General features: G+C 57.1%; 14 protein-coding genes. 4 read left to right on the top strand and 10 right to left on the bottom strand.

Annotated elements, in window-relative coordinates:
* The first annotated feature begins 168 nt into the window (after positions 1 to 168).
* Entirely contained in the window at positions 169 to 687 is a 519-nt protein-coding gene (locus IDH45_RS07705) for a phosphotransferase family protein (protein ID WP_190926242.1), read from the top strand.
* Positions 688 to 716: 29 nt separating this feature from the next.
* Here the strand turns inward: IDH45_RS07705 and IDH45_RS07700 are convergent, their stop codons facing one another.
* The 4 genes from IDH45_RS07700 to IDH45_RS07685 all read right to left on the bottom strand — a co-directional run bounded on the left by IDH45_RS07700 (position 717) and on the right by IDH45_RS07685 (position 4,972).
* On the bottom strand, positions 717 to 1,514 hold the full coding sequence (locus tag IDH45_RS07700; protein ID WP_190926240.1) for a helix-turn-helix domain-containing protein: 798 nt from the start codon (positions 1,512 to 1,514) through the stop codon (positions 717 to 719).
* Positions 1,515 to 1,652: 138 nt separating this feature from the next.
* Positions 1,653 to 2,252, bottom strand: a complete 600-nt coding sequence (locus tag IDH45_RS07695) for an NUDIX domain-containing protein (RefSeq protein ID WP_190926238.1) — start codon at positions 2,250 to 2,252, stop codon at positions 1,653 to 1,655.
* 492 nt (positions 2,253 to 2,744) lie between these two features.
* On the bottom strand, positions 2,745 to 3,218 hold the full coding sequence (locus IDH45_RS07690) for an NUDIX hydrolase (RefSeq protein WP_190926236.1): 474 nt from the start codon (positions 3,216 to 3,218) through the stop codon (positions 2,745 to 2,747).
* Between the two features lie 323 nt (positions 3,219 to 3,541).
* Positions 3,542 to 4,972 carry an aldehyde dehydrogenase family protein gene (locus IDH45_RS07685; protein WP_190926234.1) on the bottom strand — a complete coding sequence of 477 codons (1,431 nt, stop codon included), beginning with the start codon at positions 4,970 to 4,972 and terminating at the stop codon, positions 3,542 to 3,544.
* A 616-nt stretch (positions 4,973 to 5,588) separates the two neighbouring features.
* Here IDH45_RS07685 and IDH45_RS07680 point away from each other — a divergent pair.
* Positions 5,589 to 5,960 carry an IclR family transcriptional regulator domain-containing protein gene (locus IDH45_RS07680; protein ID WP_190926232.1) on the top strand — a complete coding sequence of 124 codons (372 nt, stop codon included), beginning with the start codon at positions 5,589 to 5,591 and terminating at the stop codon, positions 5,958 to 5,960.
* Positions 5,961 to 6,005: 45 nt separating this feature from the next.
* Positions 6,006 to 7,409, top strand: a complete 1,404-nt coding sequence (locus tag IDH45_RS07675) for an NAD-dependent malic enzyme (RefSeq protein WP_190926231.1) — start codon at positions 6,006 to 6,008, stop codon at positions 7,407 to 7,409.
* 984 nt (positions 7,410 to 8,393) lie between these two features.
* Here the strand turns inward: IDH45_RS07675 and IDH45_RS07670 are convergent.
* From IDH45_RS07670 to IDH45_RS07655, 4 genes are all read right to left on the bottom strand, one after another.
* Entirely contained in the window at positions 8,394 to 10,355 is a 1,962-nt protein-coding gene (locus IDH45_RS07670) for an alpha-amylase family protein (protein ID WP_190926229.1), read from the bottom strand.
* A 1,011-nt stretch (positions 10,356 to 11,366) separates the two neighbouring features.
* Positions 11,367 to 12,659: a neutral/alkaline non-lysosomal ceramidase N-terminal domain-containing protein gene (locus IDH45_RS07665; RefSeq protein ID WP_190926227.1), complete on the bottom strand. Its 1,293-nt coding sequence runs from the start codon at positions 12,657 to 12,659 to the stop codon at positions 11,367 to 11,369.
* Between the two features lie 26 nt (positions 12,660 to 12,685).
* A complete protein-coding gene (locus IDH45_RS07660) occupies positions 12,686 to 13,975 on the bottom strand; it encodes a CapA family protein (RefSeq protein ID WP_190926507.1) in 1,290 nt (429 codons plus the stop codon).
* 25 nt (positions 13,976 to 14,000) lie between these two features.
* Positions 14,001 to 15,326: an amidohydrolase gene (locus tag IDH45_RS07655; protein ID WP_190926225.1), complete on the bottom strand. Its 1,326-nt coding sequence runs from the start codon at positions 15,324 to 15,326 to the stop codon at positions 14,001 to 14,003.
* Between the two features lie 332 nt (positions 15,327 to 15,658).
* Between IDH45_RS07655 and IDH45_RS07650 the strand changes: the two genes are divergently transcribed.
* Positions 15,659 to 16,981: a helix-turn-helix domain-containing protein gene (locus IDH45_RS07650; RefSeq protein ID WP_190926223.1), complete on the top strand. Its 1,323-nt coding sequence runs from the start codon at positions 15,659 to 15,661 to the stop codon at positions 16,979 to 16,981.
* A 108-nt stretch (positions 16,982 to 17,089) separates the two neighbouring features.
* On the opposite strand, the gene pyrE is transcribed toward IDH45_RS07650, so the two are convergent.
* Together pyrE and pyrF are read right to left on the bottom strand one after the other, a co-directional pair.
* Entirely contained in the window at positions 17,090 to 17,728 is a 639-nt protein-coding gene (pyrE, locus tag IDH45_RS07645) for an orotate phosphoribosyltransferase (protein ID WP_317891166.1), read from the bottom strand.
* A 13-nt stretch (positions 17,729 to 17,741) separates the two neighbouring features.
* On the bottom strand, positions 17,742 to 18,473 hold the full coding sequence (pyrF, locus tag IDH45_RS07640) for an orotidine-5'-phosphate decarboxylase (protein ID WP_223836456.1): 732 nt from the start codon (positions 18,471 to 18,473) through the stop codon (positions 17,742 to 17,744).
* Positions 18,474 to 18,477: the final 4 nt, after the last annotated feature.

Here is an 18,477-nt window from a genome sequence, read left to right as displayed (position 1 = left end):
CCGTTCCCGAATGGAACGATTCCACTCCGCATCATACCAGATTTCCGGCAGACGAAGCGGCATTTCGGGCGGAAAGAACAAGCATAGCGGAATTATCCGCTTGAAGCGGTTCTGCCGCTATTTGCCCCGGACCGGGCGATCGGGCTTATCGGCGACCTGACGTCGGCAATGGCCTCGTTTCACGAGGAGCTTCCCGTTCTTGGCGTCTGGGACAAATCGCATCAAATCATCCAAGCGATGCCCGTACACGACAATCCGCGAATCAGCCGGGCACTGGAAACGTACCGGAGCGTCGACGAGCGGATGCGCCGGTTCCGGCCGGAGGAGCTTGTCCCCGCCCACGGCGACTCCCATGCGCGCAACCTGCTTCCGGGCCCGGACGGCTGGCGCTGGACGGATTTCGAGGACGTTAGCCGGATGCCGCGATATTGGGACTATGCTTCGTTTGTCGCAAATTTGGCGTTGTTCCGGGGGTGGGAGGAGCCGTTTCTGCAAGCCGTGCTGAACCGTCCGGAGATTGCAGCAGACCGGGAATCGTTCGGATTCATATTGCGCGCGCGTATTCTGGTGTCGACGCTTTGCAATGCGGCATTGGCGCTGGAGGGGCATGGAGACTGGTCTTTCGCCGAACGGCAACTGGAGCTTTGCGGCGGTTTCCTGCAGCAGATGCGGCAGCGGATCATATAAACTACAAGCAGAACCAAATGCGCCGCACCTTACCGGGTAACGCCGCTCGTCATCCTATTCATGAAGTTGTTCATCAGCAGCGATAAAGAGATGAGAATCGGCGGATCGTCCGCCCGCGGGGGATATAACGTAACTTGCAGATGCGGGATATATGATCCGGGGCCGACTACGATCGGCTCTTTCGTCCGGGTCCGTAAAGTAGCGTGCGGCAGCAAAATATCCATCGCCTGCATCCCCCACGAGAGCGAAGTCGCCATCAAATAATAGGTGCCCGGCCTGACGCCGGTAAAGCAAAAATCGCCGACGGACGGAAGGAGCGTCCCGTACAGGGGCAATCCTTCCGGAATCGGTTTGGCGAACAGGCCGATCAGAATGACGCCGTCGAAAGGAATCTCCGCACAGATGGTGCCTCTTACCGTATTAAGGTGATTCAAATACCGCTGCTCCGGTTCCCAATCGCCAAGCTTGCGCAAAGCGCGAAACTGATCGTCCGCCTGCAGCCGCGAATTCCGGAATTGGGACGGGGACACGCCTACCCGTTCGGTAAATCGGGTAGTGAACGTACCAAGGCTTTGCTGGCCGATCTCCAGGCCGATATCGCGAATGCTCATATTCGTATGCAGCAATAAATCTTTCGCTTTCTGAAGCCGTAGAGAAGAGACGTAATAAAGCGGCGGCAGCCCGACCCTTTCCTTAAACAGCCGGGTAAAATGATAGGGACTGTAGCTAATATGGCCGGCTAACCGGGAGAGAGGCAGCGGATCATCCAGATGCTTATGAATATAAGCGATCACCTCGTCTATTTCCGTAAGCTGGTCCGTAACCATGTATACCTTCCTTCCCTCCCGCCGTCCCGCGTGCAGCAGGAGACCGGAGTCTGGTCTATTGCGATTTTCGCATCTACTTAGCAGTATACCAAACACACGTTCCCGTGTGAATCATTTTCTGACACGATTTCCATTCTTTTATACCTGCTTGGCGGGAGGCGCAAGCCGAGCGAGTTCCGGATGCATCTGCAGCAAAACGTGAAGCAAACGCAAATGCGGGAACGGCTGCAAAATAAAATCGAGCGGCAGTTCTGCCTTCGACACCGCTTGTCCCCCCGCCTCCAAATACTGTCTCAACGTAATCGAAGTTGTCACCATACGCCGAATCTCTTCCGGGCGGAGCAGGAGCAGCGCCTTGGTCTCCGCAGCGGGAACCGGCGAATCCGTGGAAGTGGCCAAATAAATCGGCGTAATGCTTCCATCCTCCCTTCTTGAGACAAGAATCGGCGCTATGCCGTCTTCCTCCCACGGACCGGGGGACAACCGGTCGCTCTCGCCGTAGTCGAGCCAATAAGTAGCGGGCGGAGCGACCGGATTCACCCGCATCGACGCCTCCTCCCACGCTTCTCTCGATGCGCACTCCCAGCCTGTCTCGCCCTCCTCCCGATGACCGCCGAGCCTGACGACGCCGAGCACTTGTCCGGACCGGTCCGGACCGGCTTGAAACGGAAACAAACCGCGGGCAAGCACGTAGAGGCCAGCCGTCACGACGTTGTAGACGCGTTCTGAATGTGACAATCGGGGCACCTTCTTTCTGATCGCTTCTGATTAGCTCGTCTTACTTTAACCCGTCGACCCTTTCATTGTTTGCTTTTTGAACGGCGCAGTACCCTTCCGCCGCCTCAGCGTCGCCGTCATCTTTGGATATAAAGGATGTATGTTTCATACCGCAAACGTGAAATACATTTCGTTCAACATACTTCCGGTAGCCTTCGCCGGTTGCCTGTACATCCCAGGCACATTGATTGTTCCATTTTACTAAAAAAAGGGAGTCTTGTTGTAATAATATATGACTACATTAAATATTACCACGCCGGGCAGACGGCAATAAGTCGGGTAGCCCTTCCGCCTGCACCTCGTAATAAACAGAGACTGCCCAAGCAGCCATCGCAGATGACCGTCGGGCAGTCCCTTTTTGTTAACTTAGCACCATGTTCATGTATGGAATCATCGATTCTAACGTAGCTCGTGAAGCAAGCGGAATATCCAAGTAAAGCGATCCGTATCCGGCTACCTGTGCTCCATTCTGCGATCTTGCTGAGACAAATAACGGTCGATAATCTTCCTGTGGCTCTTCACGATGTCGTCCGGCAGATCGGCCCATTCAAAATATTGGAAATCAAGTGATTCAGCGTAATCGATCTGCAGCTGTCCGCTTACATTCCGGGTGAAATACGCTACGGTGACGGCATAGAACTGATCTCCGTTCGGAGCGGTTATAAATTGCTCGGGGCCCGAGAAGACGTCCACCAGCTGCAAATCGCCGATCGTAAGTCCCGTCTCTTCCCGGACTTCGCGAATCGCGGTTTGCTCGGCCGACTCTCCCAGCTCCATCAGTCCGCCGGGCAGCGCCCATCTTCCGTACGGATGACGACGCTGTTCGAGAAGGAGGCGGTCTTGATCATCCAGCACAAGAGTCACCGCTCCAACAAGAATCAATGGCCGGTGGCCGACCGCGGAACGAAGTTCTTCGACGTATCCCATTCGGATTCCTCCTGTTAACACGTAGTGGGGTTGCATCTGCTCCTTTAAGTTGATCATTATAGCACTAATCTTCGACGCGGAGCAACGCTTGGCCCGTGCTGCCTCTGCTTCCTACTCCGCGAATGGCCGCTGGCTGCGTCCTGCAAAGCAAACCGCTCCCCCGTCTTCCTCTCCAGCCGGCCGTTCTCCAGCGCGCCTAACACCACAAGCAGCAAGCGGCAAAAAACCGCCCGGAACTTGAACGCACCTCCTGCGGTTAGATGCGATCTAACTAGCGGGGGGCACTTCATTCCCGGACGGTTATCGAGGCAGCATCCTGCCTATTACGGCTTCAGCTTGATCGAGATCAGCTTCAGCTCGGTCATTTCTTCTACCGCATACTTGATGCCCTCGCGGCCGAAGCCGCTTTCCTTGACTCCGCCGTACGGCATGTTGTCGACGCGGAAGGTCGGAAAGTCGTTGATCATAACCCCGCCTACGTCCATCTCGACCGCCGCCTGCATCGCCGCATGGATATCGTTCGTATAGATGCCGGCCTGAAGTCCGTAACGGGAATTGTTCACTTCCCGGATCGCTTCGTCCAGCGTCGAGAACGACCCGACCGTGACGATCGGACCGAATACTTCCTGACATGATACCGGCTCGGTCGTCGGAACCCCTGTCAGGATCGTCGGCGGATACAGCCGCGGATGGACCGCTTTGCCGCCAGTAACGGCTACCGCTCCTTGGGCGACCGCGCTGCCGACCCATTCCTCCATTCGGCGAACTTCCTTCTCGCTGATCAGCGCCGACACGTCCGTCGCCTCATCCAGCGGATCGCCGACGACCAGCTTCTCGGTTTGCGCTTTAAATTGCTGCACAAACGCCTCGGCCTTCTCCTCATGGACCAGGATGCGCTGGATCGAGATGCAGACTTGCCCGCTGAAGGAAAAAGCGCCGAGCACGCAGCGCTGGATCAGCTCCGGCGTCATGTCGCAAGTCCGATCGATGACGAGCGCGGAGTTGGAGCCCAGCTCCAGCGTCATCCGTTTCAATCCGGCCTTGTTTCTCATCGCGATGCCCACCGCCGGACTGCCGGTAAACGTAATCGCCTTGACCCGGCTGTCCCTCACCAGCTTCTCCCCGACTACCGCTCCCGGCCCCGGAATAATGTTAAGCGCTCCCGCAGGCAGTCCCGCTTCGGCAAAAATATCGCCGAGCACTAGCGAAGAAAGCGGCGTCTGCCCGGCAGGCTTCAGCACCACCGTATTTCCCGCCGCAATCGCCGGGCCCACCTTATGGGCAACCAGGTTAAACGGGAAGTTAAACGGCGTAATCGCCCCTACGACGCCGATCGGCCGACGCATCGTAAAAGCGATCCGCCCTTCTCCGCCCGGTGCGGCGTCCAGCGGAACGGTCTCGCCATGGATGCGTCTGGCTTCCATCGCGGCGAACTTGTAGGTCTGGATCGTCCGCATGATTTCGCCGCGTCCCGTCTTGACCGGCTTGGCCGCTTCCAGCGCCAGAATGCGCACCAGCTCCTCCTGCCGCCGTTCGAGAATGGCGACGACCCGGTCAAGGATCGCCGCCCGCTCGTGCGCCGGCATCGCCGCCATCACCGGAGCGGCCGCCTCGGCTGCACGGATCGCCTCCTCGATCTCCGCTTCCCCCGCCTGCCCTACTTCCGCCACAAGCTCGCCGGAATAAGGCGAGTACAGCGGCGTATACCGGGGCGCTTCTTTCCACTGGCCGTTCATATATAAGTGATGTTTCATCGTATCCCCACTTTCCCGAAATAGCGGCAAATTCCCTGAATCGGCCCTGGCTTCGCACTTGCCTGGTCAGTACTTCCCCGATTACCGGATTTGCGCCGTATGTTCTCCATCTCTCCCGGATTTGGGTCGTCCTTCACTTCTGAAAGGCCGTTCCGGCCGCAATCACATTGGACATCGTCTTCTATCCGGCCCGATTTGGAGGCAACACCTTCCATATACAGGAAATCCCCAAGCTGACAGACGCCATACATGCCGTACTCCCATTTCGACATCCCTTCCGAACGATACAGCGGAGAAGGAAACTGTGCTATACAAGCCGGGGCAAAAGGCCCCATTTGAAATTTATACGGCTTCACCTTGCTTGTCAACGGCCTCCCCATAAAGGTACTACGTGGATGACTTTTACGTACAAGTCGATGCCAGGTTTGATGGTATAATAGTTTTCTGGACATAGGTATTTTTAGGCAGAATTCTGCAACGTAAAGGCTCCTTGATTCATAATCTCTATCAAATATAGTTGTCGTTTACGGAATAGATGATGTATCCTTCTAATTGGGGAGCATCCGCGGACGAACCTTTACCTTGCTCTCTTAGACGAAAGAATGTATGCGAATAGGTGAACAGGCAACCCTCCACGAATATCGAACGACGATCTTTCATACCGTCGGTTCATTCCGCCTTGAGCATTATCGAGGAGGTCGTTGTCGACGGCAAGCTGCCACGGTATACGGACAATTCGATCACCGATCTGAATGTGTACCTCGACAACCTGCGGCAAATCCGCGAAGAAGGCATCTCGGAAAGCTTTGAGGAGTATACGTACGGTATCGCCGGACTCGGCTGTCCGATCTTTAATTCGAGGGGAGAGATCGTCCTTAATCTCGGCGCGTTCCGTTCCAGCGCTTCCAACCATTACGATGCCCAGATCACCCGCAACTTGCTGCAGAAAGGCGCCAGAGAGATTACCCAAGCGATATCCAGCTTCTAGTCGAACCTGATATGATACTCCTAAATGAGAAGGGAACATCCGATAATGGCCTACAATAGTATCATTGTCCGCGTTGAATTGAATCATAGCGAAATCAATTTCGGTGAGGTCGCTTCGGCGATCAGTCTGGCCAAGGGCGACATTACGTCAATCGACGTCATTCGTCCCGGCAGCGATCGGTCGGTCCGGGATATTACGATCGACGTCTCCGATACGGCCGAAGCCCGGGTCGTCGAAGGATTGAAGTCGCTTAAGGGTGTCGAGGTCGTGAACGTATCGGATCGCACCTTTCTTGCCCACCTGGGAGGAAAAATATCGGTTCAGCCCAAGCTTCCGGTCAAAAACCGCGACGATTTGTCGCGGGTGTACACCCCCGGCGTAGCGCGGGTATGTACTTCCATTCACGAAAATCCGCAAAAAGCGTACTCGCTCACGATCAAGCGCAATACGGTAGCCGTGATCACCGACGGGACGGCCGTCCTCGGTCTTGGGGACATCGGTCCTTATGCGGCGGCTCCGGTTATGGAAGGAAAAGCGATGCTGTTCAAGCAGCTTGCCGATGTAGACGCCTTCCCGATCTGCCTCGACACGACGGATACCGAGGAAATTATCCGCACGATCAAAGCGATCAGTCCGATCTTCGGAGGAATCAATCTGGAGGACATCAGTTCGCCGCGCTGCTTCGAGATCGAGACCCGGCTGGCGGAAGAGCTGGACATTCCGGTGTTTCATGACGACCAGCACGGAACGGCCGTCGTCGTCGTCGCCGGACTGATCAACGCGCTGAAAGTTGTAGGCAAACGGATGGAGCATATCCGGGTCGTCGTCAACGGCATCGGAGCCGCCGGTGTATCGATCTGCAAAATGCTGCTGGCCGCCGGCGTGAAGCAGCTTGTCCCGGTCGATCGCGACGGCGCGATCGTGCGCGGCGGCAGCTACCCGAACCCGATGTGGAACTGGCTCGCCGAGCAGCCGCAGGTGGAAGAGACCCCGGGCAGCCTGAAGGAACTGCTGACCGGCGCCGACGTCTTTATCGGCGTATCGCGCGCCGGGCTGCTGAACGCGGAAGACGTCCAGCGGATGGCGCCGAACAATATCGTCTTCGCTATGGCGAATCCGAACCCGGAGATCGCTCCCGAAGAAGCGCTGCCGCATGTGCGGGTGTTCGCAACCGGCCGGAGCGATTACCCGAACCAGATCAACAACGTGCTCGTCTTCCCCGGCATGTTTCGGGGCGCGCTGGACTGCCGGGCGACGTTCATCAACGAGCCGATGAAGCTCGCCGCAGCCCGCGCCATCGCCTCTGTCATATCCGAGGGCGAGCGCAACGAGCAGTACATCATCCCCGGCATCTTCAACGAGGAGGTCGTCGTCCGCGTCAGGCGCGCGGTCGTGGAAGCGGCGATCTTGACCGGTGTCGCCCGCCGGACGCCGCCGGATTTTAGATAAGCGGAATTCCGCCGTCCTGTGGCGGGGGATCGAGAAAAGAGCCTTGGCGGTCGCCACCGACCGGCAAGGCTTTTTTGGGATGAAGTAGAATGGTTACATTCTTTCTTCAACGCACGAAAGCAGCGCAGGGCTTCTTACTTATCGATCGGACCAGCAAATGCCGCAAGGTTACATACTTTGAGTTTTGCTTTGTGGGCGTTCGGCTTTCTACCCTGCTATGTGACGTTCCACTTTTGCCCTGCTTCGCGGCTGTTCGGCTTTCTGCCCCGCTTAGTTGCGTTCGCTTCTGCCCTGCTCCGTGGCCATTCGTCTTCCCGCCTCGCTCGCAGTGGGGAAGGAACTGGATAAGGGTGGTTTGGAGCCGTTATTTTGTCCAAAACCCGTTTGGTTGGGGACTTAAGAGCGGTTTGGGACTGCTATTATCCGTGATAAGCGTGCAGACCAGCCCACTTGGTTGAAATAGGGGGTGCAAACCGCCTCTATTCGTTGGGGTTTTTCGAAAAGGCCGAAAATAGGAGGTGCAAAAGACTCCTATTTTATTTTCAGCTTGTACGAATTTCGTTTCAGCAAAGCTAAGCATGAACGGATCACCAAAATGAGGGTAACGTGGTTCATGCGGAGTCGGATTGTTCCCATAAACCCTCATGGATGTGTGATTCCATGTAGAGGCTGATCATCCGATTTGCCATCATGCGTTATTCCACATCTTCGATGTCATCCATCAACGAGCGGCTGGAACAATGGCACCGCTCCCTCTCTCCCACATAGTAAGGGGCCGCACACATCTAAGGGGGCTGCCGCCTAAGTCCGTTTGGCGATTTGTGGAGCCGCACTTGGGACCAACTCACCTCCGGAAAAAGGACCTCAATCTCCACGTTACCGTGAAATTGGAGGTCCTTTCGCTCGGCTAAGGGGACGCTCCCTGCCATGTGAGCATTTCTGGGACACCGTGCTTCTTGGGCGGTGGCGAGGTTCGCTTTCCCGCTACATGCTCGCGCTGCGTTCGATCACGGTCATCAAATAGCCGTTAACGGCAGGCAGTCGGATTTTCGCATACCCGTCGACAATATCGAATGGAACCGGTGTCCGGTCAGGAGCGGTGTACACCGCTTTCACATCCGTCCCCTTTACATATACGATGCCGTCGTGCAAACGATTATGCTCCTCGATGACGTTGTATCTTCCCCGCAGCTCGGGATATGTCGCTTTGACATGCAGGATGTCCAACCGCTCTTTGCGGGTGACGGTTACCCGCGCAGTCGACGGGATGCCTTCATGTTTGATCAAGGGATCGGGCAGCAGCTTCTTCAGACAATGCCTGAGCAAATATTTATACTCCGGATAAGCGTTCTCACCGTATCCCCCGAAAAGCTGGAACCCGATCTGCACGATCCGGCCGGACTGAACGGCTGCGTCCAGACCGGAAGCTGCCGCCGGAGGTGTATAATAATAGCCGTGAAAGCCGTCCCACATCTTGTTGGAATATGCATCCACATCGGCGGCGAGCCGGACGGTCCCCGGTTTCCCTCTCAACTGTATCCCCTGCTTGTATACGGCATATGGAAACTCCGAATCGAACCGTTCCGAAGGCTCAATCATGTTGAAGTACGACGCATTGCGCGGGTCCGGGCCGACATACTCCATATTCCATTGCTCAAGGGCGAACTGCGTCCGTTCCGGATTCAGGCCGGAAAAACCGGTGCTGATGACGCTTCCACCGGCAGCCAGATGCCGCTCCAGCTTCTCCTTCAACGTTGGAGTTACCGTCACCTCGTCCGGGAGGATTATAACAGAGTAGGAGGAGAAGTCGCCGCGTTCCTCTACGATATTGAACCCGTACTTCAACTCGCCCAGCATCCGGGCCGCCGCATACAGCACCTGCTGACCTTTCGGAAACCTCGGATTGTTCGCTCCGAGATCGCTTCCCGGAGGTAGCACGACGGCAATCTCGGCTGCTGCCGCAGCTCCTTCCGTCCATGGCTCGTAAGCTTCGATATCGCGGTACACTTCGCCGATTCTCCGGTACACCGAACTATCCAGCCCATCACGGGGATGCATATGATCGCCGACCGAGGTCGTGATCCCGTTCATGATCGCATCCCAGCAATCGTATTCGAGTGACGCTTTCGTCTTCAGCCCTCCGAAATCCCCCCAACTGGCGTGGAACCGTCCCGTCATGTACAGCACTTGCTTGCCGAGCGTCCGGGAGTAGGCGGCCTGGGCCGCAAAGTAGTCGTACCCCCATGCTCCCGGCAAACATTCGATCTCAATATGCGAGCCCAATCCGTCGCAGTGGATATGGCCCAGCCCGTTCGGCAGCAGGAGCAGCTCGTCGCCGGTAATCTTTTTGACCTCCCAGCAGAAATCGTTCACCTTTTGCCTCGTGAACAAGTCCACCTCATGATGATCGAGCGGATCTTTACCGCAAGTCTGCAGTTCTTCCTGGCACTCGTTTCCGTAACACGGATTCGTCACCAGACAGTCGAGAAACACCCCGTCCACCGGATACCGCTCCACCACCTCGCGGATCATACCGAGCATGTAGTCCTTGTAGCCGGAATTCAGACACATCAGGCGGAAAAAGTTACCCGTACGGTCTCCCGATATCACTTGGCCGTCCTTGTTCAAAACACACCAGTCCCGGCGTTTTCTCGCCATCTCGTGGTCGATGCCGATGTTGAAATACGCAGCTACGCCGATTCCTTCCTTGTGGCATTCCTCCACGATCTCGCCCAGCATATCGCCTTTCATGTACGGATACGGAATGCCGATATCGGTCCGGTAATAAGCGAAGCCCAGATTGCATTTGGCGAATACGTTAATAAACTCGACCCGCGCTTCCTTCAAGGTACGTGCAAACTGCCCGGCATCGAAATGTGCGGCGAAATCCTTCACGTTCGGCATCGTGTGGAAGTCCAGATGAACGGCCCTTTTCAACGTTCGCATACGATTTCCCTCGCTTTATGATGTAGTCGGTTTTTATGTATTATATATTATATATAAAAAATACCACTAGACGAATGATCTGTAAATAGCGAATATGATGAGGCGCGCAAGCAAGAGTTCCTTTGTATGTAGATCAGCCGGGTGGTCTCCCAATTGGCCGGTTTTTATTTGCGTTATTCCAGTTCCGCTTTCCTGCCGGGCTATATTATCCACCGTTTTTGGGGGATCTTCATTCCAAGTACAATTTTCCTTTTAAGAAAAACCGTCAAGCCAAAACGTCCGGACAGTCCTGTGACGTGCAAACCCACACGTTAGCGTGTTGGAGGGAATAGCTACCTTCGATCCTCCAGCCGCTCGCTGATGAGGTTTTACAGGGAACAATCTGACTCCAACTGAAGCATGTTACCCTCCATTCTGGTGAACCGATCATGTCTAGCCTCGCTGAAACGACCTACGTACGGGCTGAGTAACAGAATAGGAGTCTTTGGCACCTCCTATTTTCGGCCTTTTCCCGGGACAAAAACGAATAGAGGCGGTTTGTACCCCTTATTTCGGCCCACTCGCCTCATCTGTACCCTTTTCGCTAGTTTAACAGATCCAAACCGCTCTTATTTCCCTATCCAAGCAGATTTTGGACAAAATAACGACTCCAAACCACCCTTATTCAGCTCCTCCTTTCCCGCTTGAAGCGAAGTAGAATGTCCAAAGGGCCGCTTATGTAAAGCGGCTTGCGCCACTTGCTGACCCGACAAGAAAGATGGTCCCTTGTCTGCTTTAGTACGGTGAAGAAGTTTATCATTATGGCGTGATAAAAGAAAAGCTTCTAAACGAAGCCCTTTCTACGACGAATGACCCTGCGCAAAAGGCAGCTTTTCTTAGTTCAATATGTCTCGGTTCGCTTATCGTTTTATCGCTTAACCCCTTATCGAACCTAAACCTGCTTAATGCACAAAAAAACCTGACCAGCAGCCAGGTTTTCATGGATATGCACGATGAACGTCTCTGACGCTTCTATTCCGCTCGCGCCAATTGCTCCAGGAGCGCGGATGCGCACTGCGTCAGACGTTCCCCCGTCCCCGGGGCGATCCGGTTGAATACTTTCAGTCTCGGCTCGTACCCGCCTTGCTCGTAGGCGGCTTCCGTACAAACATAGCCGTAAATCGAGCCGCTGCACAGCGTATTCACGATCGTAGACGCGTACGGGGAAGCCATCTTGACGGCAAGCCCCAGCTCCATGAACAGCTCTCCCGGCAAACCGACGAACGCCAGATCGCCCAGATGGATGGCCTGAACTTCCAGCAACGCTTCTCCTCCGGGCAGCTCCGCCACTTTCAAAACTTGTTCAGCGAAAAAGCGCTCCGCCCCGACGGCCCGATTGTCCCTCAGCACGCTCCGGGCGTGCTCGATTTCCCGCTGGCTCGCCTCGCGTAGCTTCATCGGGATAAAGGCACGGACGGCGCCGGCTTCAGCGTCCGTGGATGTCTCGATACACTCGCGTACCCGGAGCGCCTCCCCGGCGAGACGTTGGCCGATGATCTGCGGGAAGTTCCGCTCCGCCGGCATCGGCTTGCCCGGATCGGTATGATTAATATCCCCGCACGCCCCGAGCAGAAATAAGCTGACGACATGCTCGCCCAGCGACTTCTTCACCGCCGCCGACAGGATGGCCGGGTAATCGCCGCTGTAGACGCTTCCCCCGGTCGTATCCGTATGACAGGCGAAGCTCGTCAGGATGCCCATCGGCTGTCCGTCCAGACTGTCGACGCGTACAACCGACAGCTCGGGATCGATCGGCCCGGCCGGCCGGTCGATATCCGGATTCAATCGGCCCGGATTCGTCCGCAATTGCCCGTTTTTCATCCAATAGCGCCGATTAAACGATACATCGCCCACCTGCCCCGTCCCCCAGCCTATACGGGCAGGCTTCCGTCCGTTATAAGCGACAATCGCGGCATCGGCCGCCCTGTCGGCCATATAAGCCAAATATTCCTCGCTGAGGCTCCCGTCCAGCCCGATGCGCACAGGCGGGCCCGTATGCGTATGCGTCGCGGATACCATCGTTCGCTCAACCGGGATTCCCGTATACGTTAGCAGCCTTTCGCGAATCCGGTTCGCCTCGCGAGCCGGAATGTACAGCGCATCGACAGCAATAAACGCCAGCACCGTCTCATCCGACTCGACGACCCATGCTTTGGCGTAGAGAGGGTCCCGGATTCCCACGGATTTTCGTTCCTCCGTATAGCCCGGGATAGAGCTGCCGAGAGGAGGGGTAATATCCAGCTCGCTCATTCCGCATAACAACATTTGAAATTCCTCCGTTTCATCGATCGTTATACCCGGTCGGCTCTCCAGCTCGCCTGCGTTCCTACGATATGCAGTTCGGTCCCGAACTCCCGGCTCAAGCTTTGCAGCTTGCGCAAGATGCCCGTATCGCCGGTCAGCTTCGGCCAGCCCCGGCGGTATCGGGGCGTTCCGTACCCGAGGGAGATCGGATGGAAGTCCATACCCAGCAATTCGCCGCCTTCGAAGACGAGCGACGCGACAACGGACGACCAGACGTCGGGGTTGGCGCCCAATCCGCGCGTATCGCCGGCGCTGCGCGCATCGAGCGCATCAGCCGTATGATGCGAATGACCAAGACCGTATTTCTCATAATAATCGGAAGGCAGCCATTCGACCGAATCGTTCTGGAAAATAAAATTGCCCAAGCTGTATAAAATCGGCTTGTTTTTGTACAGTTCCACCCCGCGTATAATATGCGGCCCGTGGCCGATCACGGCATGCGCCCCTTCGTCGATACAACGTCTGGCAAACTCTTGGAGGAAATCGGCCGGAGCATCTTTGCGCTTGCCCTTCATCTCATGGGAGTGAATGCTGACGATCGCGTAGTCGGCTTGACGCCTCGCATGCCGGACGGCTTCAAGTATCCGGGACAGGTCGGCCTGGTGCGGCTTGGTCGCAGCTCCCCTCGGCTCACAGACGGTAAAACGGTGCCCGCCGAACAGCATCATGTCCGGATCGCGGACCGCGAAGCCTTCCTTGGCCAGCATGTCGTGTTCGTGGTTAATGCCGGTCTCGGTTGCAATCGCTTTCAATTGATTCATTTGCTCCTCCGACAGGCGGTAGGTGGTCACATAGCGGAGCGGGTTGACTCCCGGTCTGCCGATTCCGTCCGAGCGCTGCTCTCCGGCGCGCCATGATTCGTGAAAGGTCGAGGTAGCCGCGATCAGCGCCGCCCTTCCCCCTTGAAATTCCATGTACCGGATGCCGCCCGCTTCGGCCAGATTGCGCCCGACACCCGCATGCACCCAGTCGTACCGGTCCAAGTACCGTTTCGTCGCCTCCAGCCCGCCGTAGGAGTAATCCAGCGTATGGTTGTTCGCCCAGGCAAGCGCATTAAAGCCGTATCGCTGCAAATCGTCCAGCACGGCCGGGTCGGCGGCAGCCCATGTGCCGCCGCTTTGTGCAGACGGGAACCCTTCCATCCGGTGCACCGTCACTTCCAGGTTCGTAAACCGGATGTCGGACTGGCCGAGCAGCTCGGCCAAGCCGGGAAGCGTCTCGTCCCCGACCGGCAGACGTCTTGTAATAAAGCTGTCGCCAGTAGCGGCAATCGTCATTCGGGTCAAGCCGATTCAGTCCTTCCTAATTGAAAGTACCAGATTGATCTTCCGCCGGCCAGTAGGGGCAGGCAAGTACGAGACGGACCAGCAGTTCGGCGGCGATCCCGAGCACCCGCTCGTCGAAATCGAACGAAGGATGATGGTGCCCTGCGGCCAATGGGCTCCCGAACAGCATATAGACGCCGCGCCCTCCCTGCTCCTGGACCTTCCTCAGCATAAATGTTGCATCCTCCGAAGCGCCGAACGGCAGCGTACCGATAAAAGAGCCGACCGCCTCTAAAGCGGCGCACTCCTTCTCGATCAGCGGGATAAGCGAAACGTCGCCTTCCGCGCTCGTTCCGCGGCCGACCGTAACCCAATCGCAGGTTACATCGTACAGCGCCGCCGCCGCAGCCAAAATGCGGCTCGTCTCTCCAGCCATATACGCGTTCAGCTCCTCCGTCTCCCCGCGAAGCTCGAGCTTCAGGCTCGCTTCCCCGGGGACGACGTTGCGTCCGGCACCTCCTTCGAGCCTCCCCACATTCACCCGGGTCGCCCCGCCTCCGTGGCGGCTGATGCCGTGCAGATGCAGCGCCGCGGCACAGGCTGCGAGCAGCGCGTTGTTCCCCTGCTCCGGGGACTCTCCGGCATGCGCGGCTCTGCCGCGAAATACGGCATCGATTTTCGTCGTGGACAGGAAGCCGCTGACCGAACCGACGATCTCGCCGAGTGTTTTGCTCTTGAGGCCGATATGTCCGCAGAACAAATAATCGACGCTGTCGAGCCAGCCGGACTCCACCATCGACTGCGCGCCGCGGCAGCCCTCTTCCGCAGGCTGGAAGAGCAGCCGCACTTCCCCGGCCAGCTCGTTCGCGCTTGCGGCAAGCTTCGCCGCCACCCCAAGCCCGATCGCAAGATGCCCGTCATGACCGCATGCATGCATAAGCCCCGGCCGGCGGGAAGCAAAGCCCAGCCTTCTCGGCAGATGTTCCGAGCCTTCATCCTCCCCGACCTCGACGCAGTCCAGATCGAATCTGAGGGCGATGACCGGCCCCGGCTTGGCGCCGCGAAGCACGCCGACGACTGCCGTATGGCCCCCTTTCATTCGCCCGAGCCAATCGGGATCGACGCCTTCCTTCAAAGCTAACTCTTCGTGAGCGCGAATCGTCTCCGCATCAGGCACGCCCATACGCGCCTTCGACGAGCACGCGCCGCGGCCGGCGGTCACCTCCAGCCCAAGCGAGGCCAGCTGTGCGGCCACGAACGCCGCTGTCCGGTATTCGAGCCAGCCCGGTTCGGGGTGGGCGTGGAGGTTTCTTCGCCAGGCAATCATATCGGCGTGCCATTGTTCCTTTTGGAAGCTATCCATGTCATCCTCCCCGTTCAAGGATACGGTTACATTCAAACTACCGCCGTCTCATCGTACAGAAACAGAAATACGTTCATTTAAAGAAATTGTCTATATATATTCCATATAAAGACTACCATTGCTTTCGCACCTGTGTCAATCGATAATTATATAAAGATGGAAGCGGAAAAAAGGATGTTTCTTTGGACATTTGGACGGAAAGTTGGACAGGAAAGTTGGGCGGGAAAACCGGAGCGGATTGCTTTTTGCAGGCTCCGCCCTCCATAATAGGATGATGAGCTTGAACTAGCGAAGCGTGATGTTGCTGCATTCCACACCTTGCGGAGGTACTTATGAACATTGTTATTGGCCTGGTCGGGCCTTCGGATACGATCGCTCTTGTGGAGCGTGTCGGCCGGGAATGGGAGGGCCGGATCACCCTGATCCCGTACATCTATGAGGATGTCGAGGAAATTGCGGATATCGTGAAGGAGCATCGGAGCGATATCGACATCTGGCTATTTACCGGACGGATTGCATACGAGTTCGGCCGCGCTTATGTACCCGAGCCCCATATGCTGATGATCCGCTCCAGCGGTTCCGCGCTTATGAAAGCGTTGTTCGCCGCCGTACGCGAAGGAGGCATCCCGTTACGGTTCAGCATTGATACGCTGACGCAAGCGGAAGTCGCGGAAACGCTGGACGAGCTTCAGCTGCAGGGCAGCGTCCCGGTCATTCATCCGAATAGCGGATACGTTCCCTCCGCCGAGCTTGTTCAGTTCCACGAAGCGCTCTATCGTTCCGGACAAGTGGAAGTATGCATTACCCATCGCGGACACGTCTGCGAAGAATTGCGCAAGCGCGGGGTCGCCGTCTACCGGATCGTCCCGACCGTCATGTCCATCCGCGAGACTTTGCGCCTGGCCTCCCAGCTCGGAGAGACGAACCATTTCCGGCAATCCCAGATTGCCGTGCTTCTCTTGCATGTGCGCAACGTGCTGAATGAACATACAAGCGCTTATGAAACGTACCGGCTCAGCCTGAAGCTGCAGGAATTGCTGCTCCAATTTACCGAGCATATCTCCGGGGCGCTTCTCCCATCGGGAGGGACGACCTTCAGCATGTTCTCCACACGGGGAGCCATCGAGCGGAATACGTCGTTCCCCCCTACCCTTCTGTTCGAGAAAATCCGGCTGCTTACCGGCGGTACGGTTCACTTCGGTATCGGGTACGGACTCACTGCATTCGGCGCGGAGCAAAACGCCGTACTGGCGCTGTCCCGCACGGAAATGAATGCGAATGGCGGTCTCGTCGTCGCCGACGAAGCGGGAGCAATCCAGGAATCGTTTCCGAATCAGGAGTCGCTCTCGTATCATTACCGGTCCGGCGACCTGGATGTGATCGAGCAATTGAAGCGGGCCGGCGTCTCGGCCACTATGTTCAACCGGATCGTCTCCGTGCAGACCCGGACGGGCAAACGGTCTGTCAGCGCAGCCGACTTGGCTTCCTGGCTGGACATGACGCAGCGCAATGCGAACCGGCTCCTGGCCGAGCTGGAGCGCAGCGGATTGGCCCGGATCGTCGGGGAGGAAGCTCCCGGTGCGAAAGGAAGACCCCGCAAGCTGTTCCGCATCGATGCTTGGAAACCGGAAGCGTCCGACTCCGGTTCTTCCTGAAATTCCGGCGGCAGCCGAATTCAGCCGGTGGTGGCTGCAAGGCACGCCAGGCGCGCAGCGTACAAAAAGCCCCTCCCGCTATTGGCAGCAAGGAGGGGCTTGATCGATTTACACGCCGAACGATTCCGGATTGGTCCTCCACGATTGCAGCAGCTCCATATCGTCCTGCTCGATTTTACCGAGCTTGAGCGCCACTTTGCTGAGCGCCGTAAAGTTCGACAGCGAGTCGAACGCAAATCCGGGCTTGCCGAAGTTCTCGGCGGCTTTCTCCAACTGATAGCTGAAGATCGCGATCACGCCGAGCACTTCCGCGCCGGCCTCGCGTACGGCCAGCGAAGCTTTGACCGAGCTGCCTCCGGTGGAGATCAGATCCTCGATCATCACTACTTTTTGGCCCGGCTTCAGCGAGCCTTCGATGACGTTTTCTTTGCCGTGGCCTTTCGCCTTGTCGCGCACGTAGATCATCGGCAGGTTCAGCTTCTGGGCTACAAATGCCGCATGTGGAATGCCGCCCGTCGCGATGCCTGCGAGCACTTCCGCATCCGGGTACATTTCACGGATTTTCTCCGCGAAGCCGAGCGCGATCAGATCGCGTACCGACGGATCGGAGATGGTGATCCGATTGTCGCAGTAGATCGGGGATTTAATCCCGGACGTCCATGTAAAAGGCTGTTTCGGCCGCAAGCTGACCGCGCCGATCTCAAGCAGCGCTTCCGCGATTTGTTCATCCAAGTAACGCAGTGCCATATTTATCTTCTCCTTATCCCGTTATCGATTCGATAATTTGTTCAAGCGCCTGGCGCGGGTATGCTGCTCCCGTAATCGGACGGCCGATGACAATATAGTCGGTACCTTGCGCGAAGGCGTCTTGCGGCGTCATGACGCGCGATTGGTCTCCGATCGCGGCGCCCGCCGGACGAATGCCGGGGGTCACGGTGGCGAACGAAGCGCCGCAGCGTTCCTTGATGCGGGTCACTTCAAGCGGCGAAGCGACTACGCCGTCGAGCCCGGACTGCTTGGCCAGCGACGCATACCGGAGCACCGCTTCCTCGATCGGACCGGCGATGCCGATCTCGTCATTCAGCACCTGCTGGCTCGTGCTGGTGAGCTGGGTGACTCCGATCAGAATCGGCTTCGCCGCTCCGGGACGGCCGGACATTGCCTGCTCCACGCCTTCCCGCGCCGCTTCCATCATCGCAGCGCCTCCCGCAGCGTGCACGTTGAACATATCGACGCCGAGGCGCGTCACACTGGCCGATCCGCCCTTGACCGTATTCGGAATATCGTGCAGCTTCAGGTCGAGAAATACGTTGTAGCCCGCTTCCTTCAGACGGAGCACGAATTGCGGTCCAGCCGCGTAAAACAGCTCCATGCCCACCTTCATATAGCAAGGAATGCCTTCCAGCTGGCGAAGCAGCGATTCGGCTCCCGCCGCATCGGGGTAATCGAGTGCGACGATAATCCGTTCTGCCGGATTCCTGTTCGATTTCAAGTTC

The organism is Paenibacillus oceani, from assembly GCF_014705615.1.
Classification (GTDB): Bacteria; Bacillota; Bacilli; order Paenibacillales; family NBRC-103111; genus Paenibacillus_AB; species Paenibacillus_AB oceani.
The sequence above is the reverse complement of the archived record's forward strand: the minus strand, read 5'-3'. Positions and strand labels throughout refer to the sequence as shown.